This window comes from Brevibacillus choshinensis (assembly GCF_001420695.1).
GTDB classification, from domain to species: Bacteria; Bacillota; Bacilli; order Brevibacillales; family Brevibacillaceae; genus Brevibacillus; species Brevibacillus choshinensis.
Genome location: NZ_LJJB01000007.1, coordinates 1,704,718 through 1,725,415, shown reverse-complemented (window position 1 = coordinate 1,725,415; position 20,698 = coordinate 1,704,718). Strand labels below are relative to the sequence as shown.

The window sequence follows — 20,698 nt, the reverse complement described above, 5'->3', positions numbered from 1 at the left end:
ACAAGGTGTAGTATCAGCGTCGCTGACACCAGGGGCAACCGTATGGATTAAGTTGGGGATTTGTTGATAACCTTGTTATATGCGGTGATAGATTTTCAGTAAGTCCGGCTTCCTCAACAGGGTGTGACGATTAACCCTCTGCACACTATTTGTAAAAAAAGACAGCGTCGTAGTAGACGATGTCTTTCGACGTTTTTCTTGTCTTTTACATAATTTTCATTGTTTGGATCTTTATTTCCTTTTCTCGTGTAATCCACCATAGCTAATTTTTAAACGCTTGCGATTATCAATCCATGTGCAGATGACGGTGATTATTGTGAGTTACCGTTCCTTCAATAACGTAATTGTCGACTGGCTTCAACAAAAGAACAAATATTATTAACGGGTATCAATAGTTCAATAAGCAGTCTACAACTTTATTATTCGATTTTCTTAAACAACTCTCTTCAAGGCCACATTGAGTCTAAAACTATTATTGATATTTTAAAGATCAAAATGACCGGAACTCCTTAATCGATAAGGAATTCCGGTCTATTACTTTATTATCACTTAACACATGCAAGCCTTGTGAAAGCTTTCAAACGGGTGATCCTTGCACTCAGGATCCTGCTCGATAGACGATATCACCATCAATCATCGTCAGGTGCACGGAGAGGTCGGCGATGGTGTCGGGAGTGGCTTGTAGAATGCTACCGTCCAATATGACCAGATCCGCCAGTTTTCCCGCCTCGATGCTCCCTTTGCAGTGCTCGTCAAAGCTGGCGTATGCTCCGTTCCAAGTGTAGGCCCGTATCGCCTCCATGACCGAAATCGTTTGATTGTGACCAATCTCCTGTCCCTGTTTGCTTTTGCGGGTAACTGCTGCCTGAATTCCAAATAACGGACGGTAATCGGTAACTGGACTATCTGACCCAATTGCCGCAAAGATGTCGTTTTCACAAAAATCCCGCAGCGGATACATGTGATTGACGCGGTCTCCATAATTGCGGACGTAGCCTTCACCGTACTCGTAGAAAAAGGCTGGATTGGGAATCGGAACGACACCAAGTTGTTTCATTCGCGCTAGCAAATCTGGCTCCGAAACTCCGGCATGTTCGATACGGGGACGGGCATCCGGTCGAGGATACTCCTGCATAGCTGCTTCGATGCAATTCAACACCATCTCAACAGCACGATCTCCTTGAGCGTGTGCGGTAATCTGAAACCCTTTTCTATGGGCTTCCCCCAAACGACGGTTCAATTCTTCCTGTGCATAGTACAGAATACCGTAATCTTCCGGGTTACTTGTATACGGTTTGCGGGTTGCAATGGTGGGACCACTGCTACTTCCATCTGTGAATAGCTTCGCAGGGCCGATTTTGAACCGGTCATTACCTACTCCTGTTGTCATTCCGGCAGCGATCATGCTTTCCAAAAATGCTTCGGGACTGTCCATCGTACAGACCATCGCATAAATGCGAACTTTGACCAAGCCATTTCGGACTGCTTGGTGCATGACCCGAAAGCTGTCGGCGTCATTGCAGCCTGCGTCATGAATGCTGGTAATGCCTGCTGCGACATAATCGGCAGACGCCAGCGCCAAAGCATGGGACTTCTCTTCTTCGGAATAGGCTACTTTTTTGGCGATTTGAAAGTGGGCCGTTTCAAGTAAACGTCCTGTAAGCTCTCCCCTGCTGTTTCTTTCAATGATACCCCCCTTCGGATCGGGTGTATCATTGTGAATCGAGAGTATTTCCAACGCCTTTGAATTCACCACGGAGATGTGATTGCACGCGCGGATGATAATAATCGGATGCTCCATTGAAATCCTGTCCAATTCCTCCCGCGTTGGATACCGCTGTTCTGTGATTTTTGTCTCATTGAAGCCCCAAGCCCTCACCCATTTTCCTGCCGGAAGACCTGATGCTTTTTCATGCAGATCATGAAAGATATCCTGCAGCGACTCGATGTGGGGGGCTTTGCAGCTTACGCCCAATTTGTCGATACCGTATGAGGACAAATGCAAATGGGAATCGATAAATCCCGGCAGCACGCTTTTCCCTTGTAAATCGACGACCGTAGTCTCCGGACCAACAAGCCGCTGTATTTCCTCTGATGTACCAATAGCAATAATCCGATTCGCTTTTACTGCAATCGCTTCCAAAATTCGATTTTGTTGATCAACGGTAATAACCTCACCATGAAGAAACACGATGTCCGGCATTCGTAAACCTCCCTACTCTGATTGGTAAAGCTACCTGTTTGTTTTGCAAGACTTATGCCGAAGTTAAAAGAATTCAATTTACTGTGAAATCAAAAAGTAACATAAAAAAAACGGACCGTTTTTGGTCCGATTGAGATCACGAATGGTCCACCTTGAACTGCCATTCGTACTTTTTCAATTTTCGAATAAATGTTGTCTTACTCATTTGAAGTGACTCTGCTGCCTTTCTTGTTGAGCCGTGCTGCTGTAATGCCCGTTGCAATTCCTGAAACTCTATCAATTCCAATTGCTCTTTGAAATACGCTGGTTTGATCTGGCGGAGACCATCCGTTATTTCCCGTGGCAAGTGTTCCGGTAAGATTTCCCCGTTTGAACAGATGATTGCAAGTCGTTCCAGCAGATTGATAGCTTCTCTGATGTTTCCCGGCCATTTGTATCGCAACAGAATGTAAACCGCTTCAGGACTGATCCGGGTGGGTGTTCCATATCTCTCCCGAAACTTATTCAGGTAATACTCGATCAAAATCGGGATATCAGCTGTTCGCTCCCTCAAAGGAGGGATATCAATCGGATACACCTGGAGGCGGTAATACAAATCCTTTCGAAACTTCTTTTGCTCTACGAGCTCTTCTAACGGTTGGTTGGTTGCTGCGATTATACGAACATCCGAGTGAACCGTTTTTACTCCACCAATTCGGCGAAACTCTCTGTCTTCGAGTACCCGTAGCAGTTTCACCTGTAGCTCCTGCGGCATATCACCGATTTCATCCAGTAAAAGTGTTCCTTTATCAGCCAATTCAAAAAAGCCGGGTTTTCCCCCCTTGCCTGCGCCTGTAAACGCTCCTGCCTCGTATCCGAAAAACTCACTCTCCATTAGGTTTTCGGGAATAGCACCACAGTTTACCTTGATAAACGCATCGGAAGCCCGTTTGCTGCGGGAATGTATAAACTTCGCAATCACCTCTTTGCCCACGCCTGATTCGCCGCGAAGCATCACTGCGGAATCGAGTGGTGCCACTTTTGTTGACAAGGTTAAAACATGCTGCATTTCCCTGCTTTCCGCAATGAGTCCCTCAATTTTGATCTCTCGCCCGCGAAAATATTCAAGCTGTTCTCGATATTCCTGGTTTACCTGTTTTATTTCCGTTACGGTTCTTTTGAGCTCATTCAATTCCCGCATGTCGCGAACACAATTCACAACCGCTACGATTTCATTTTGCTCGTTAAACATGGGTGTGCCGGTGTAGACCAAGTCCTTTTCGGTGTTTTCGTGAAATAATGTCACTCTTTGCCTAGACTGCAATACTTTCAGCGTACTGGATTCGGGGATCGTCCCGTCCTCGACCAGCTCACTGATGTTTTTACCAACCAAGGTTTCCGGTTTTCTGTTAACAATCCGTTCGTACGCTATATTTGCTTTCAGGATCGTTCCTTTATGGTCTGTAATGATGACGCCATCCGAGATTAGATCAAGCAATGTATCCCACTCTTTTGAAACAACCACGCCCCATTACCTCCCCCATACGTAGAATCGTACAGGAATAACATAACATCCACTTCCACTTTCTTCAATCAAAAGGCGGCTATAGGATAGGACCGTACCTCCCAATAGCACAGGCTGTTGACACTTAGTCGTCAACAGCCTGTTTCTCATACGTTATTAGATTGACTAGACAGCCCCTGCCTCATATACGATTTTCCCGTCTACAATGGTCAGGATCACCTTTGAGTCTTTGATCTCACTTTCCGGAATCGCAAATAGATTCGCGTCCAGAACAATTAAATCGGCCAGCTTTCCTGGTTCAATTGAACCTAGTTCATGTTCCCGGGCGTTGCCGTATGCCGAATGTAACGTATAGGCTCTCAAGGCTTCCGCCAGCGTGATGCGCTCTTCGGGATTCCATACTTCCTGACCGCTGCTATCGATTCTTGTTACGGCACGATATATCTCCAGCATAGGTTCTAATGAGACGACCGGAAAGTCGCTCCCCAAAGCCAAAGTAGCGCCTGCTCTCTGTAACGAATGAAGCGGGAATGTGTATTTTTCCCGTTCCTTTCCGATTCTCTCTACATACATGCTTCTTTCCGCTGCAGCCAAATGTTCCGGCTGCATGGAAGCAATTACCCCAAGCTCATGAAAACGAGGGATATCGTCGGGATGAATGACCTCGATATGCTCGATCGCATGGCGTGAGTCTTTTTTATCGTTCATCTTTTGGGCTTCTTCGTAAGCATCCAAGGCTAAACGTACGGCTCCATCTCCAAGAGCATGCAGTCGTATGCGAAAGTCCTGTGCATCGGCATCGACTATCCATTTTTTTAGTGTATCCGCAGGAAATGTCGTTTCCCCTCTTGTCTCAGGGTAGTCGGAGTACGGGTCCAGCATATACGCTGTATGTCCAGTTACCACTCCATCAACGAACTGTTTTAAGCCAGCTATCTGTAATTTGTCTGATCGATACGCATCTCGCACCTCTTTGGCACGCTCCAATTCTCCATTGAGAGCAGGAAATACGTGGATGCGAACGGAGAGCTCATTTTTTTCATCAAACTCCCTGTACAAATCGAAGTGTTCGAATAATCTGTCCTTTCCCATCGCGTAGAGATCATTAACGGATGTTACTCCTAGCCTTGCCGCATAGGAAAGAAAATCCTTGAACAAGCTTTGGTTTTTTTCATGAGAGACTTGAAAAGCCACATTCGCCACCAATTGGCTTGCTTGTTCGTATAAGATTCCAGTTGGCTCCCCTTTCTCATCCTTGGCGATTTCCCCAAAAGGAGGATTTTCTGTGTAGCGATTGATCTTCAACATTTCCAATGCTTTGCTGTTTACCCAGCTAAAGTGTCCCTCATAATGTGGTAGAAAAACCGGCCGGTCAGGAAACACGCGATCCAGCGAGGAGCGATGGGGAAGAGTATTGCTCTCCCAATGGCTGGAATCCCAACTCGTCCCTATGATCCACTCTTCATTCGGTCTAGATTCGGCGTGCCGACGAACGAGCTCGACTGCTTCCTCTTCCGAACGAGCATGAAAAAGATTGACACTATCCTTAAAAAGACTCCCGATGATGACATGTACATGAAAATCATGGAAACCAGGCATGATCAATTGATCTCCAAAATGGTAAACTTTCGTTTCACTTCCAATCCAGGGTTTGATATCCGACTCGGTACCGACAGCAACGATTTCGTTTGCCGTTATAGCAATCGACGCAGGTATAGGATGATCATGCAAACCGGTGAATACGGCATTGCTGGATAGTACAATCGTTGCTTTTTGATTTGGCTCCATTTCTTCTACTCTCCTTTGTTTATGCATTATGCTCCTACCTCTTTCTCTGCTTCTACTTCACTAAAATCTAGCTCTGGTGGCCGTTTGGTAAACATCCTCGTCAGATACAGAAGATAGAGGAAGCCGAGTCCGACCCAAATGGCTCCAAGCGTTAACGAATGATAATCCAGATTCGCCCATAACCAGAACGTGAAGCCTGCACCGATTAGTGGGAGAATGAGAAACTGGAGCAGATCTTTGGGTGAACGGCGTTTGTGCCTAACTACATACCAGGCAATAACGGACAAATTCACAAAAGTGAAAGCAACCAGCGCCCCAAAGTTGATGAACGAGGTAGCTGTGACCAAATCAACAAACAAAGCTGTCAACGATAGAAGGCCCACTATCACAATGTTGAATACAGGAGTCTTGAACTTGGGATGAATATAGCCAAACACTTTAGGAGGTAGAACGGAATCTCGTCCCATTGCATATAAAATACGGGTCACACTCGCTTTGGTCACAAGATTTACGGCCAAAACGATCGGTACGGTCCCCGCAATGAAAATGGAGTTTAACAAATTTCCGCCAATAAACGTCATCAATTCCGCTGATGCGGTGTCAGCATTTTGAAACAGATGATAGTCTGGAAAAATCATGTGCCCAATATACGAAATAAAGATAAACTGTCCTCCGCATAGCAAGGTGATGATCACGATGGCTTTCGGAATATTTTTTTCTGGTTGAATCGTTTCTTCTGATACGGTTGTAACCGCATCAAATCCAAGGAAAGAGAGACAAAGAATAGAGGCGGCCGAGATTACAGATGAAATTGGAACTTCAGGATTATAGAATGGCTTGATGGACAGAAGTGTTCCTGTTCCTATTCCATTTAGGATTCCATGGATGGACAAACCAACAAAGACAATGAGGAAGAGGTATTGATAAAGAATGATTAACCCGTTTATCGTGGTCGCTAGCTTTACTCCAAAAATGCTGATGACCGTGGTAATCAAGATGAGTACAACGATCCAAAGTGACGGGGGAACTGTTGGAAAATACGATGACAAATACATGCTGCCAACTAGATAGTTAAGCATTGGCATGAATAAATAGTCCATTAAAATAGCCCATCCCACCAAAAAACCAATATGCGGGTTAAACGCCTTTTGCGTATACGTATACGCAGAGCCGGAACTCGGCAGAACTTTCACCATTCTCCCGTAGCTATACGCAGTAAATACCATCGCTAGCAAAGTAAATACATAGGCTGCGGGGAGCATCCCTTGAGATACCTGAGTGGCTACCCCATAAGTTGTGAAAACGGTAACCGGAACCATATAGGAGACACCAAAAATCACGACGTGAAAAAGGGAAAGTGATCTTTTCAGAACCGGTGTTTGCATGATGTAACCTCCTTTGTACAGGGAATAAAGAATGGTGTTGTTCCTCAGCTCATCGTCTTCGTATTGTCGGGTTTACCAGGCGAGGTAGCTGCTGTCTCCACTTGTATCGCAGGACCACGTTTTCCGTCGTTCTCATCTCTCGTCAGATCTCTCGTTGCCGATTTGAATTCGGTTAACGTCCGGCCAACAGCTTTCCCGATTTCAGGCAGTTTTCTGGGGCCGAACAGGATAAGGACGATGACCAAAATCAAAATCAAACCAGGTATCCCAATGCTAGATAACATTGCGCATCGATTCCTCTCCTGAGGGTTGTCATTCTTTTCAAACTCTTTGTTCGGTTGAGATAGAAGCTGTTTCTTGCAAGCGGGACAGCACTTCCTGCGCTGCGCGTTCTCCTGTTTCAACTGCACCATTCATGAACTGCTGATACTGCAGAGAGGTATGCTCGCCTGCAAAGAAGCAGTTCCCTTCTGGTTCTCCCATAATGCCGCCAAATTTGGTGTACTGCCCTACTTTGTAGCAAGAGTAAGAGCCCTTCGTCCATTTGTAGGCGGGCCAACAATCAACGGTTGCTTTTCCGTTCCATTTGTCTGTGAGCCCTGGCAACATCGGTTCAATTTGTTGCAAAAATTCGGTCGCATGCGATTTGGGTGAACCGGTTTTGAAGCTGAGCCCTGCTGGTCCTCCAGTAAAATTGATCAGGATGCCTGAAGTACCTGATTGACCTCGGGTCGCATCCCACGAGTTCTGGAAGACATCTGAAACGATTGCCCCGCTGCTGCCTAGATCTTCCCAATGACGGTCAGTAAATTGGACGGCCAGCTTTGAGTTGGTAGCTACCCCCATTTCTTCAATTGCGGTTAGCTTCAATCTTCTGAATCCCGCTCTGCTCAGATCAACATCACGCAATGTCGCGACAGGCAAGGCAAGCACGACAAGATCCGCCTTTACATTTTGTGTGCTTCCCGAAAACCCCAGCGTATAGGAGCCATCTGAGTTTTGCGACACAGCGTTAAGAGGTGCGGAAGTATAGATTTGATCCTTCAGCATTCTTGCCAATCCTTCGGGAACTTGACCGTTTCCGCCACGTACATGGTACCGTTCATCAGAAGGGCCGAATGGCTCGAATTCATTTCTGCTGGATTGGCCCATTCCATTTATGAGCGTGATCGCGCTTACATTTTTACTCTCCAACCCAACACTGCTCATGTATGCGACATCGATTAAATGTCCGAATTTTGAGTTAACTCCATTTGGAATTGTCTCCTCGATCCAATCGATAACCGACATGTGGTCCAGTTCCCATCCCCCTCTTGTATAATTGTTATATAGCGTCGGATACCCCGCTTTCCGTACATCCTTTTGCAGTTTATCCCATATTTCCGTGAACGCATTGCCGATCTCTTCCAGGGAATAGAAGTCGCCATTCATATATAATTTAAACTCGGTTCCTGGTTTTTCTGCCTCCCATAAGTCATCCACTCGCAAGTTCAGCTCAGAAATGATGCGCAATAGTGCTTGGTGATCCGAGTTGATTAACTCTCCTCCACGTTCAATAATTTGTCCGTTTGCAAAACCGTCCGTTTTTGAAAAACAACGTCCCCCTACACGCGTCGAGGCTTCATAGACATCTGCCAAAATACCCGCTTGTTTCAACCGGTACGCACACGTCAAACCCGCCAGTCCGGCACCCACCACTGCGACACGCGGTGAGGTCTTCGCATGAGCGATCCGCGTTCCCAGATTCCAAACGGCTGGAGGCACTGCCATTACCGCTGTCGCCATCAGGGCATTTTGCAAAAATTCTCTGCGTGAGACCTTTTGTTGAAACCGCTGTTCGATTACTTGCTCAACTGAGACCTTTTTCGCTGCAGCCTCTCCCGCAACCGACGCAGCCATTTTGAGTTTTCGCATGATAGACGAAGATGCCATTATAGAACCTCCCAACGTTTTGTCCTTTCTATTTCCCAATACGCAAGAACGATGCCATCGCCAACATGTCATGCCTTGTGCGCTGGATCTGCTTTCTCACTGTACAAGAAGGCATCATGCATCGCGTTTTTTGATGCTTTTTTGCATCTTTTCTTACTGAGGATACAAACACATTTGTTTTTGTTTAAATCCAGCGTGACGTACACGATGATAAATGCGATGAAAAGTATCACTTCAATGCATCCATTGTTCATTAGCTTCCAGGGGCTCATCCAGCAGCAAGACGCACGGATAATTGACAATTACCCGTGTGACCGCGACACGCTGCTGCTGACCACCCGACAGTCGTGGCTTCCTCCATGCATACCCCAATTATCCTCGATAAACATTTTGTTCCGTTCTGATTATCCTCTATGTCAATGGGATACTCCACCTCTAATCAATTTTGTATTTTTGTATTTTTCTGACTATAGTTGATTGATTTACTCCAAGGCAAGCGGCCATTTCTCTAGTCGTCTTACACCTTCCCATTGCCTTTTTGAGAATCATTTTTTCAACTTCTTCTAAAAATGTAAGTAACCGAGGAAACTCTTCGTCCGAAATCCCCATTTCCTTTTCAATGAAGTTGAGTGCAACAATTTTGTCATGTTTGATGTTGCTGTCCAGTTGGCCTGTAACTGTAAATCTTTCGATGGCATTTTCCAATTCTCGAACGTTCCCGGGCCAAGAATAAGCAAGAAGTTGTTCCAATTGATTTGCGTGGATGTGAACGCTCCTGTCGTATTTTTTATTAAAAAAATCAAGAAAGTGGTAGATTAAAGAGCTTATATCTTCTCTTCTATCGCGAAGAGGTAGAATATGAATCGGGATAATATTGATTCGATAGTAGAGATCTTGTCTAAAGGTCCCGTTTTCAACCATCTTTTCCAATTTTCGATTCGTCGCAGTTATGATCCTCACATCAACCTTTTTGGCTTTTCCACCGCCCACTCTCATGATTGTTTTTTCCTGCAGGACATGTAGCAGCTTTACTTGAAGATGGAGTGGAAGTTCACCAATTTCATCCAAAAATACAGTCCCTTTGTCCGCAAGCTCAAATATCCCAAGCTTTCCACCTTTTCGCGCCCCTGAAAATGCCCCTTCTTCGTAACCAAACAATTCGGATTCCAACAAATTATCCGGTATAGCGCCACAGTTAACGGTGAAAAAAGGCTTGTCACGTCGATGGCTCTCTATGTGTATCCGGTTTGCCACGATCTGCTTGCCTACACCTGTCTCTCCTAAAATGAGAATGGAGGTATCGACGGATGCAACGGATTTGACCCGCTCCATCAGGTGTTGCATCTCCTTGCTTTTGTAGATCAAAGGTTTTTCATCGATTTGCGGTGGATGCATGCGATTTGCATCGCGCTGGTAGCGTTCCAAGAGAGTTTTCAACTCATCTAACTGGGTTGTCAATTTATTCATTTCCGACGTGTCTTTCGTGATCGACACGACTCGTTCAATTTCGCCCGCCTTATTGGTGATGGGGATGGATTCGATCATGAACACCTCTCCGGTGGGCGTGTATTGCAAACATTTTTCCCGTTTTCCTGATTGCAATACTTTCACGGAGACGGAAGGGTAAAAAGCGCGTTCTCGCTCAAGCTCAAACACATTTTTTCCGATATATTGCAAATCGTCCTGCCCGGTAACCTTGATCACGGTTCCTTTTCCGTCCGTTACGAAGATGCTGTGATAAAAGTTTTGGAAGACAGCTTGCAACTCATGTAACATCCACTTGTCTTGCAATCCAAATTCACTTAGCTGTTCGTTAAACTCCCAATCCACGACTCCCTTGATCTTACCCTCTTCATCCTGGAGTACGACAACTTTGTCCATTTTGAGCATTGTATCGATATCATCGCTCTCATGAACCGCTACTGCCTCCATGAGAATATCTTTGTAGGTCAATGATTGCAATCGAGAGAGCCCTGCGTTTTGAAGTTTTTCAAAAATCGCCTTACGTTGTACGCATCCGATAATCGTCTCCTCTGCTGTAAGAACAAACCACTTCGCATTTGATTGAATCGCTGCCAAGACAACTTCCTCAAAAGAAGCTGGACATGGAATACATGCTGCCTCTACGAAAAGAGAATCCTCCCTGTTCATTGTGATCCCTCCCTAACAAGGTCTTTGGAAAACAGACATGGACACCTGCTCCCGCTGCTCCTAGCACAACGATATCTGCCACTGAAAATCCCCCCTTGTTTGATGTGCGTTCGAATCTGGTCATCAAGCAACATGCCAATCCGAAACTTTGCTGTTTCAAGGGGGTTTTCAACCTGTTCTTTCACTTCCGATGCAATTTAGCATACTTGTCGAGAGCAAGCTGATTTCTTATCCATCACTATGAATCTTTGTTAGTGAGCTTGTCGTGCTAATCAATTTCGAAGTCGACCACAATGATATCGAGTAAGCCAATCTCTTCCATATATCTGCGAACTTCCTTGTGTTTTGGATGAACTTGATACTTTTCAAGTGCCTCTTTATTTACCAAACGAACTGTCAACCCCAAGTCATAACCTTGGCTACGTTCTGAAAAGTTATGTCCTTCTTGAAGGTCAATAATTCCCGGAATCACTCCACGGAATGCTTTGGTTTGTTGAATAACCTCGTCGATTTGTTCTTTCAATGTGTTCGGTGAAAATTTGATTAATACGATATGTTCAATCATTTTTTGCTCCTTCTCATCTATCATTTGCACTGTGTTTGTTCAACAAATTCGGATCAAATCCGGCCAGTTGTTTGTAATGAGTAGCGATTTGTTCCAGTTCCGTCCTGGATATAATGTCTTCAAGTTTTGCATATCCTTTTGGGGCACGCTCTTCCACTATTTGCATCACTTTCTCTGGGCCCATCTCCCTGTTGCTTTGCACAATGGCAGCAGTAGGTTTCATCCGGACTTCTTCATATTGTGCAAGAGCGCTTTTTGCATCTGTGGTACCAACTAGTGCTTGTCCCAATGCTTCAGCGTCAAGAATCGCCTGCGATGCCCCATTCGATCCGATAGGATACATTGGATGTGCGGCATCACCGAGAAGAGTCACACGCTCAAAACTCCATCGTGGCAATGGATCGCGATCCACCATTGGGAATTCATATACGAGCGATGTCTTTTGGATCAACTTCTCCACGTCCAACCAAGCAAAATGCCAATCCGAGAAAGCAGGAGCGAAGTCGAGCTTGTCAGCGAGACGATTCCAATCGTTCCTCGGTGGTGTATCGCCACCAACACGCAGCTCCGCAATCCAATTAATGAGAGAAGCGCCTTGGGATGCAGCTATAGGGCAGGCTGGGTAGGCGACAAATTTTTGATCCTGATGCCCCGCCATTATCATGGAACGCCCAGTTAGAAAGGAGTCAGACAGTGTTATACCACGCCAAAGCATTCTTCCGCTAAATTTGGGGATTCCTTCATTTGGGTAGAAGCTACGGCGTACAACTGAATGAATACCGTCAGCTCCGATTAGGATATCTGCTTGTCGTGAACCTAACAGGGCTCCAGTTTTGCGATTCACAAAGGATGCCTCTACTCCATGCTCGCCAATCTGAAACGAAGCCAGATGATGACCTGGGATGACCGCCTTCTCCCCCATTCGTTCTTTGACTGCATGAAGAAGAAGCATTTGCAGCTTTCCTCGCAGGAGGGAGTATTGTGGCCATCGATAGCCGGCAGCGATACCTCTTGGTTCGCTCCAGATTTGTTGGCCATATTTATTGTGGTATATCAGTTCTGCTGTTGGCAGTCCCACATTTGCAAGTTCTTCTGCCAACCCAAGATTGGTAAGAACACGCACAGCGTGGGGAAGCAAATTAATTCCTACTCCAAGCTCACGGATCTCTTCTACACTTTCAAAAATTTGTACGGATATCCCGACCTGATGAAGCTGTAATGCTGTAACAAGACCACCAATTCCCCCACCAATAATCATCGCTGTTTTGACAGACAGCATCCTATATCAATCCTTTACATTGAATTGGGTTTTACTCTTTTGTTAAGCAATATTTATGCCAAGGTTGAATGTTTCAAGGAACTCCCCCTATACTTGCACATTCTGTAACACCTGCTGTAACTGGTTAGCTGAAAGCTGCAACCTTTCAGATGACGCGCTGACTTCCTTAAATGCCTCCAGTTGCTCCTCAGCCGATAAGGCAACTTTCATAGCGTTTTCTACGGAATCATTGGCGAAAAAGGAGGTATTTCCGATGGCAAACGTCACTTTTTTCGAGGCGACCGAAAGCGCTTTTGAGGTTTCATGTACATCTCTACTCTGGTCATGCACCAATTGAACCGATGCCACAATTCGTTGAAAAATCTCGCCCGCAGCTTGAAAAGCGGTTAAGCCTTGGGTGATATCCTCATTGACTCCGCACACAGCCCTTGTAGATGACTGAGAGTGATGCTGCATGGACTCCACAATTTGCTTGATTTGATTGGATGAAGCCGCCGTTTGTTCCGCGAGCTTTCTGATCTGATCTGCCACAACTGCGAATCCTCTTCCATGTTCTCCTGCCCTTGCCGCTTCAATCGCTGCATTCAATGCCAACAAATTCGTTTGAGAGGCAATCTCCGTTATGAACCGGATAATCTTCTCAATCTCCATAGAGTTCTCACCCACACTACGGACAACCTTATCCAGATTCCGGAAAGACTGATGAACCGCCTGCATCTGTGCAACAGCGTCACTCACTATCGTTTTGCCTTTCGTGGCTTCCTGGGTCGTGGTGTAGGTTGATTCTAAGACTAGTGAGAATGATTGGGTGATTCGCTCTATACCTTCATTCATTTCATCCATCAAAGCTTTTGAATGACTAGCCTCGCCGATCACTTTTTTTGCCCCGCTTGCAATTCCTTGTATCGCAAGAACAATGTGTTGGTTTGAAATTGTGGTTTGCTCGGCTGTTGAAGCGAGCTGCTCTGCGGACGATACCAGATGATTGGCATTATCTTTTGCGGTTTCATTAATCTTCTGCATCAGATTTCTCATATTCTTTACCATTACAGCTAATGTCGCGTACAATATTCCAAGTTCATCCTTGCGCTTCGCCAGACGTGGGTCTACTTGAGCTCTAAATTCCCCATGGGCAACATGATTGATGATTCCAGCCAAATGGATAATGGGGAAAATGATGCGTTTATGTATGATGATCATCAAAAGGAATAGGGAGACCAGAATAATAGAACCCGAAATAATGGCTGCTTTTTTTATCTCTTCTTTAACCTTGGTTGTGGCTGCTAATGATTGAGTGACTAACTGGATTGCAACGATTTCCCCTGAAATATCTCGTATCGGGGAATACATTTCTACGCTTGCCATTCCATCAAGTTCGGAAAATTTCAACCGCTGGTAGTCCTTCACAGATATAGACTCCGATAGAAAAGGAACTAGCTGCTCCTGTGTGACTGTAGAATCTGTCGTTAACAATGAATGGGATACTGTCAATAGAGAAATATCTGATTGCAACGTACCTTTCATTTCATAAAGCATATGGCGGTCCACGTTTCGGCCATAAATCAGCCAACCTGTGGGTGCCGCTGTTCCCGCTTCATCCGAGATTGGGGATGCAGCAATTAAAGCAGCACCATTGTGTACAGGAACGATCCCGAAAAATTTGGACTCCTGATTCATTCGACCGCGAACAATTGCCGGTACTTTATCAGTAAAACCTGCGATCTCATCGGTTTTTGAAAGAATATTGCCTTCTGTGTCACAGGTATAAACAAATGTAATATTTGATGCGCTCCCTTTTGCGATGTTGATGTTTCCTTCAATCCAGGGAACATTTCTTTCTTTTACTGCGATACGAAAGTCATTCCAACGTGCGTTCATCTCAACGGTAGCCAAGAGGTCTTTTCCCTCGTTATCCATCAGCCGTGAAACGGAGTGGCTCGTATTCATTATCTGCTCACTTCCAAACTCGGCTAAGTCCTGATCGACCGTAAGAAAGAGGTAGTAGCCAATGCCCGATATGGGCAGAACCAGCAAAAGAATAAAAATGACTATGACCTGAACATTCAGTGAACTCTTCTTTACGTACATGTAGACCCTCCCAAAAGTAAGCAGTTGTGTAAAAGTAGACCGCGGAATCCTTCCATAGACTCATGTATAATAGTTTCATTTCTAATGAAAATAGATGCAATCTCCATGCCAAGAGAATAGCGCTGACTATTACGAAAGATCACGTGTATAAAAAGAAAAAAGCGGACCATTCATGGTCCACTTTCTCTTCATCTTGTCACTACACGGTATGATGCCAATTCATTCGGTGCTTCTATTAAAACTGAAGGAGTCTCTATTAAATACTGATTTTGTACTGTTTCATTTTCCTATAGATCGTTACCCGCGATACGTTTAAAATGGTAGCAGCTTTGGCAACGTTGCCATTTGTCTGAGTAAGAACATCTAGAAGAACCTCTTTGCTGCATTTCCGGTTCGTCACATAGGTCCATTGTGCGGTTTCAACCGTTTCAAGCTTCGCCGTTTCACTTTCTTTCTGTCGATGAATTTCTTCTGGAAAGTCTTCCGGTTGAATGATCCCATCCGCACATTGGAATACGGCCTGCTCAATCACATTCTTCAATTGGCGAATGTTGCCCGGCCATGAATAGGATTGCAAAGCGTCCCACCCTTCTTTTGAGATGGCGGGAATGGAGCTAGTCATGGAATTTCCGCTCAAAAAGTGGTGGACCAGAAGCGGCAGATCGATTTTTCGACTGCGTAAAGCTGGGACATCCAAGGTTATGATTTGCAACCGGTAGTAAAGGTCTTCACGAAAGTTTCCTTTGCTGACTTCTTTCCGCAAGTCCTTATTCGTAGCTGCAATCACACGAACATTGATCGGTAGAGGATGGTGGGCACCAATGGGAAAAACCATTCTTTCTTCCAAAACGCGAAGCAAGTACAATTGGGCATCTAAGGGCATTTCCCCGATTTCGTCAAGAAATATTGTCCCTTTTTCAGCGAGAAGGAACTTTCCTTTTTTCCCTTGGGACTTGGCTCCTGTAAACGATCCACCCTCATAGCCAAACAATTCACTTGCCAACAACTCTTTCGGAATAGCCCCGCAATTTATCGCAACAAACGGTTCATTTTTTCGATCTCCATGCGCATGGATCGATTGAGCAATCATTTCTTTTCCCGTTCCCGTTTCTCCAGTGATGATTACTGACTTTTCGGAAAAAGCAGCTTTTTTCGCTAACGAGATCGTTTTATCCATAGCAGGATCGCCAGTAATAATTTGATCGAAGCGATACCGCGTTCCATGTACACTCTGCTTTTTAGGGTTGCTTCTGGGCGCTACTTTCCGAAATGTAGCGATTCCCCCATATTGCGTTGCTGACGTTTTATAGGGAAGAAAACTGACCTTCCACTCGTTTCCATCAGTTGAACGATACACCATTTCTTGAGGCAATTGTTGGGTGATAATCGGTTGCTGACCAAGAGCAATGAGATCTCTCCCAAGCATGATGGAAATGGATTGGCACTTTCTGATGGCCAAACATGCTTGGGCATATTCGGTCGCAAATGTTACCATCCCGTTCCGATCATAGATCACAAACGGCTCCTCTGAGGCATTAAGGATCGCATGCAATGCTCGCATATTATACTCCGCCGTTCGCTGTCCAATCGCTCTTTCCATCTTCTTGACCTGATCGATCAATCCAAACATTTCGTTTAATCCGATCTTGTCCTTGTCCCTCGGAAAACTAAGCACGCCGATGACATGATTGGTCATCGGGTCAAGAATAGGAACTGCCGAACAGAGCAAGTTGTGCAAAGCTTGGCAATAATGCTCCTCTGCGAGAATTTGAATGGGCTTCTTTTCGATCAAAGCCGTACCGACTGAATTAGTGCCGATCATCTCTTCACTCCACGACGTTCCAACCAGATAACCTTTTTTCTCCAACTGAGACCGGTTGAATCCTTGTGAAAAGTTATGGATGACAATACCGTCGCAATCCGCCAGACCCAATGCGAGTGGTTCATTAAAAAAACGGCAAAATTCTTCAACGTATGCCGCTGTGATGTCTGTCCAATCTTGTTCCTCCAGCCAACGGTCCTTCCATTCAATCTCTGACTTGGGAAGTGGTACGGACTTCTGCAGTGGATTTACGTCGTACCGTTTGCACCGTTCCCATGAATTCGAAATAACCGAACGCTGCAATTTGGGCATATTGCCACTTGTTTGGAAGTTTTGCCAGTCAGACATGACCTTTTCTCTCAAGCTGCGATAGTCGTTCTCTGATTGGAAGAAAATTAAATTGTCAAGCATGCAATTCCCCCATCGCATATATTTGTGAATATTCGGTCATTTTATCTATTGTACGATAAAAAGAAAGAGCATTGTCAAAGAAAAACTCCCTGCCGCAGTGAGTTTTCCGGCAGAGAGCTCCATGATTTCTGTAAGTAGTTCATAGCTATACTCGTAAAGCCCACTCCACTAAAAGAGTAACCTAACGTTACAATAGTTTCATTTGTTTCATTTGTAACATTACTAATATTTGAAACATTTGGCACATACCTAACCTATCTCTACTTCGGCTTAGCCTAATTCACCACTCCCAATTACACGTGATGTCAAATTGATCTCATGGTTTATTTTAAAATTCTTTTTCAAAAATTTCGGACAATCCCATTCACAAACAAGGTCTTTCGCCAAGGATACGAACCAGTCCTTTGTAATATGATACTTTTCTCCATCAACCGTAATGTACACTTCACCGTCTGTCACATAGAAAACTTCCTGTTCTTCTACATGCCAAGTTCCTCTATTAGGTTCGCCTACCCATGGTTCCCACGTGTCAACTGCTAATTGTTGTGCTTCTTCAGCTGTGAGTTTTTTCGCAAAAAACATCATGATCATCTCTCTTTCTAGTAGTTATGAAGAATGAACTGAGCTCTGTGTGCTTACGTTAGTGCTGTATCTTTCAAACGCTTAAACTCTCTTCTAATAAAGTAAATGGCAATGAGAATACCTGGAATTTCCGAAGCTGGAGTCGAATACCAGATACCTTCAACGCCCCAATAATGAGGGAAAATAAACATGAACGGAAATGTAAACAACAGCATTTTGCTAACATTAATAAACGTTGCGATCCAGTTTCTCTCCTGCGATTCGAAATAACCGGAAATAAGTAAGCTGACTGCATTAAGCGTAAACAAAAAGTTGAATACAACTGTCGTCCATATGCCCAGTTGCTGCAATTCAGGATTACCGCTAGAGAAGAATGTTACAATTGGATCTGCAAAAATGATCATTATGGCTGTTACAACCACAAAGAAGGAAACCGTAAAAATGAGTCCTATCTTTATTGCTTGTTTGACACGATCATAATTGCCTGCACCATAGTTGTAACTAATGATCGGTTGAAGCCCTGTCATCCCGCCGAGCGATGCTAAGGCGAGAAGATTTGTAATGTATCCATTTTGAATCGTGAAAGCGGCAACGTGCAGCCCACCCCCGTAGCTTTGCAGTAAGTTATTGAAGAAAATAATCGCAAAAAACATCATGAACTGACTCGAGAAAGATGCAAAGCCTGTCCAAATCACTTCACCGATCGACTTGAGATTTATCATCATATCCATCATTTTTGGCTTAAGCTTTGTTTTGCCGAACCAGAAATAAAAGATCAGTAAAACAGGGATCGATTGCGAGATCGTATTGGCCCATGAGGAACCCATCATCCCCATGTCATACTTCTCTACCATAATCCATTCTAAAATCCCAGCTACAGCTGCTGCAACTAGCCAACTATTCATGGATAATACCGGTTTTTCATCGATATTGGTTAAAATACTAAGGACAACAGCTAATATCGTTACGGGCAATGAAATCCATAATAGACGGCTATATTGTACTGCATATGGAAGTGATTCCTCACTTGCTCCAAATAAGGTCATCAGCTGATTTTCAAAGACCAAACCAAGTAGTGCTAGAAAAATAGAGATGAAAAGAGTGAACCATAAGGTTTGTCCCATAATACTTCTAGCTTCTTCGCTCTTGCCTTTTCCAAGTCGAAGTGAAATAACCGCTCCGGCTCCCACACCAAATAGAACACCGAGCATGCGGGTAATAACCATGACCGTAAATCCAATTCCAATCCCTTCGACTTCCAGCTCTTGAAAGCCGCTGACGAAATAACCATCTACAACCGCTACAACCCCAAGAATCGCGTTCGCCATAATTCCTGCCAAAGCAAACCGTAAATATAGCAATGGAATACTTTTGGTACCTAGTTCTGAATCATACGTTGGCTTTTGCTGTGCTTCTACTTGTTCTGTCTTCGATGGCGGATGGTTATTAGCTACTTCCATGAGCAACTCCCCTTAAATATATTTGTGTAGAAAGGTAAGTCCAGCTAATTCGAATACCACCCTACAGTCTTCGCATGCTGATGGATATTGATTTGCTTCGTTTCCATAAAATGCTCCAGTCCTACTGAACCTAATGCTCTGCCGATTCCACTTTGCTTATATCCTCCCCAAGGACCTTCAACATAAGCGAGGTGATAACTATTAATCCAAGTAATTCCCGCACGCAATTTACGAATGACGCGTTTTGCCCGATCCATATCTTCAGTAAATACAGCACCGGCTAATCCATAAATCGTATCGTTCGCTTTTTCGATGGCATCTTCCTCATTCGTAAACTTCTGTACAACCAGGACTGGACCAAAAATCTCTTCCTTAACTATGCGCATATTCGCGTTAACATCAGCAAAGATCGTTGGCGCAATAAAATATCCTCGATCAAGCCCATTTTCTGTTAACCGCTTTCCACCACAAACTAATTTTGCACCTTCTTCAATACCGCTCTCGATGATTTTTAATATGTCGTTCATATGAGGCTCGCTGGTGATAGGCCCCATTTCCATGTTCTCGCTTTTCCCATTGCCAACTACAATTTTGCTTGCACGCTCGGCCAGCCTTTCAACAAACTTATCATAAATGGTCTCTTGGACAAGCAAACGAGATGCAGCTGAACAAACTTGACCAGCATTGTGGAAAATACCAAACATGGCGTTATCGACTGCCGTTTCAAAATCCACATCGTCGAACACGATCAATGGAGATTTACCACCCAGTTCGAGTGTGATTTTTTTCATATTACCCGCTGCTGCGCGCATTATGCTTTGGCCTGTTTTTGTTCCGCCGGTAAAGGCAACCTTGTCAACATCAAGGCTCTCAGCAAGCTCATTCCCAACTTTTGATCCAGGTCCCAATACCAGGTTTGCCACTCCGGCAGGGAGTCCGACTTCTTCGATGATTTCGAATAGTTTAAACACAGATACAGGAGTAATCTCAGATGGCTTTAGTACAATCGTATTCCCTGCTGCGAGTGCAGGAGCAATTTGCCAAACAGCTAACATAAGGGGGAAGTTCCAAGGTACAATAAGTCCACAAACCCCAATCGGTTCACGAATAATAATGGTATCAGAAGAATCAGCACGAGTGTAAGATTCCTCTTTCATGCCTTTGATCAAGTCAGCATAATAACGGAAGCATTGAATGGATACCGGAATATCCACATAGGTAGTTGCACGAATAACCTTACCGTTGTTTGCTGTTTCTAATCGTGCAATTTCAGCTGCTTTCTCTTCAAGACGTTCTGCAATTTTATAGAGATAATCAGCTCTTTCATCAGCCGATAAACGAGACCAATTTCCGCTGTCAAAAGCTTTGCGAGCCGCCTTGATTGCCAGCTTCGCATCAACTTCTGATCCATCAGCTGACGTTGCAATCACCTCACCGGTCGCAGGATTGAAAACGTTTCTTCTGTCCCCGGATAGCGCGTCAACCCATTTCCCGTCAATAAACATGTTAATATTCATAAATCGATCTC

At 44.6% G+C, this 20,698-nt stretch carries 13 protein-coding genes and 3 pseudogenes; all 16 read right to left on the bottom strand.

Going from position 1 to position 20,698, the window contains the following annotated elements:
* Nucleotides 1-598 precede the first annotated feature (598 nt).
* Complete coding sequence (locus tag AN963_RS08235) at nt 599-2,203, bottom strand: amidohydrolase (protein ID WP_055744011.1); 1,605 nt, start codon at nt 2,201-2,203, stop codon at nt 599-601.
* Nucleotides 2,204-2,339: 136 nt separating this feature from the next.
* Nucleotides 2,340-3,707, bottom strand: coding sequence for a sigma-54 interaction domain-containing protein (locus tag AN963_RS08230; RefSeq protein WP_055744010.1), 1,368 nt, complete (start codon nt 3,705-3,707; stop codon nt 2,340-2,342).
* 165 nt (nt 3,708-3,872) lie between these two features.
* Nucleotides 3,873-5,495 (bottom strand): amidohydrolase, encoded by a 1,623-nt coding sequence (locus AN963_RS08225; protein WP_055744009.1) that lies wholly within the window; start codon nt 5,493-5,495, stop codon nt 3,873-3,875.
* A 26-nt stretch (nt 5,496-5,521) separates the two neighbouring features.
* Nucleotides 5,522-6,880, bottom strand: a complete 1,359-nt coding sequence (locus AN963_RS08220) for an APC family permease (protein ID WP_055744008.1) — start codon at nt 6,878-6,880, stop codon at nt 5,522-5,524.
* 44 nt (nt 6,881-6,924) lie between these two features.
* On the bottom strand, nt 6,925-7,164 hold the full coding sequence (gene tatA / locus AN963_RS08215) for a twin-arginine translocase TatA/TatE family subunit (RefSeq protein ID WP_055744007.1): 240 nt from the start codon (nt 7,162-7,164) through the stop codon (nt 6,925-6,927).
* A gap of 37 nt (nt 7,165-7,201) precedes the next feature.
* Entirely contained in the window at nt 7,202-8,812 is a 1,611-nt protein-coding gene (locus AN963_RS08210) for a flavin monoamine oxidase family protein (protein WP_055744006.1), read from the bottom strand.
* A 255-nt stretch (nt 8,813-9,067) separates the two neighbouring features.
* Nucleotides 9,068-9,169: pseudogene (locus tag AN963_RS30160) on the bottom strand (ATP-binding cassette domain-containing protein); the annotation flags it as partial.
* 78 nt (nt 9,170-9,247) lie between these two features.
* Nucleotides 9,248-10,963 (bottom strand): sigma-54 interaction domain-containing protein, encoded by a 1,716-nt coding sequence (locus tag AN963_RS08200; RefSeq protein ID WP_083496825.1) that lies wholly within the window; start codon nt 10,961-10,963, stop codon nt 9,248-9,250.
* 268 nt (nt 10,964-11,231) lie between these two features.
* Nucleotides 11,232-11,528 carry a Dabb family protein gene (locus AN963_RS08195; protein ID WP_055744004.1) on the bottom strand — a complete coding sequence of 99 codons (297 nt, stop codon included), beginning with the start codon at nt 11,526-11,528 and terminating at the stop codon, nt 11,232-11,234.
* A gap of 13 nt (nt 11,529-11,541) precedes the next feature.
* On the bottom strand, nt 11,542-12,807 hold the full coding sequence (locus AN963_RS08190) for a flavin-dependent oxidoreductase (RefSeq protein WP_055744003.1): 1,266 nt from the start codon (nt 12,805-12,807) through the stop codon (nt 11,542-11,544).
* Nucleotides 12,808-12,894: 87 nt separating this feature from the next.
* On the bottom strand, nt 12,895-14,895 hold the full coding sequence (locus tag AN963_RS08185) for a methyl-accepting chemotaxis protein (RefSeq protein ID WP_055744002.1): 2,001 nt from the start codon (nt 14,893-14,895) through the stop codon (nt 12,895-12,897).
* A gap of 256 nt (nt 14,896-15,151) precedes the next feature.
* A pseudogene (locus AN963_RS32490) lies at nt 15,152-15,262 on the bottom strand (helix-turn-helix domain-containing protein); the annotation flags it as partial.
* Nucleotides 15,263-15,340: 78 nt separating this feature from the next.
* A pseudogene (locus AN963_RS32485) lies at nt 15,341-16,255 on the bottom strand (sigma-54 interaction domain-containing protein); the annotation flags it as partial.
* Nucleotides 16,256-17,398: 1,143 nt separating this feature from the next.
* Nucleotides 17,399-17,710 carry a cupin domain-containing protein gene (locus AN963_RS08175; protein WP_055744503.1) on the bottom strand — a complete coding sequence of 104 codons (312 nt, stop codon included), beginning with the start codon at nt 17,708-17,710 and terminating at the stop codon, nt 17,399-17,401.
* Between the two features lie 53 nt (nt 17,711-17,763).
* Nucleotides 17,764-19,170: an MATE family efflux transporter gene (locus AN963_RS08170; RefSeq protein ID WP_055744000.1), complete on the bottom strand. Its 1,407-nt coding sequence runs from the start codon at nt 19,168-19,170 to the stop codon at nt 17,764-17,766.
* A gap of 44 nt (nt 19,171-19,214) precedes the next feature.
* Nucleotides 19,215-20,687, bottom strand: a complete 1,473-nt coding sequence (locus AN963_RS08165; protein ID WP_055743999.1) for an aldehyde dehydrogenase family protein — start codon at nt 20,685-20,687, stop codon at nt 19,215-19,217.
* Nucleotides 20,688-20,698: the final 11 nt, after the last annotated feature.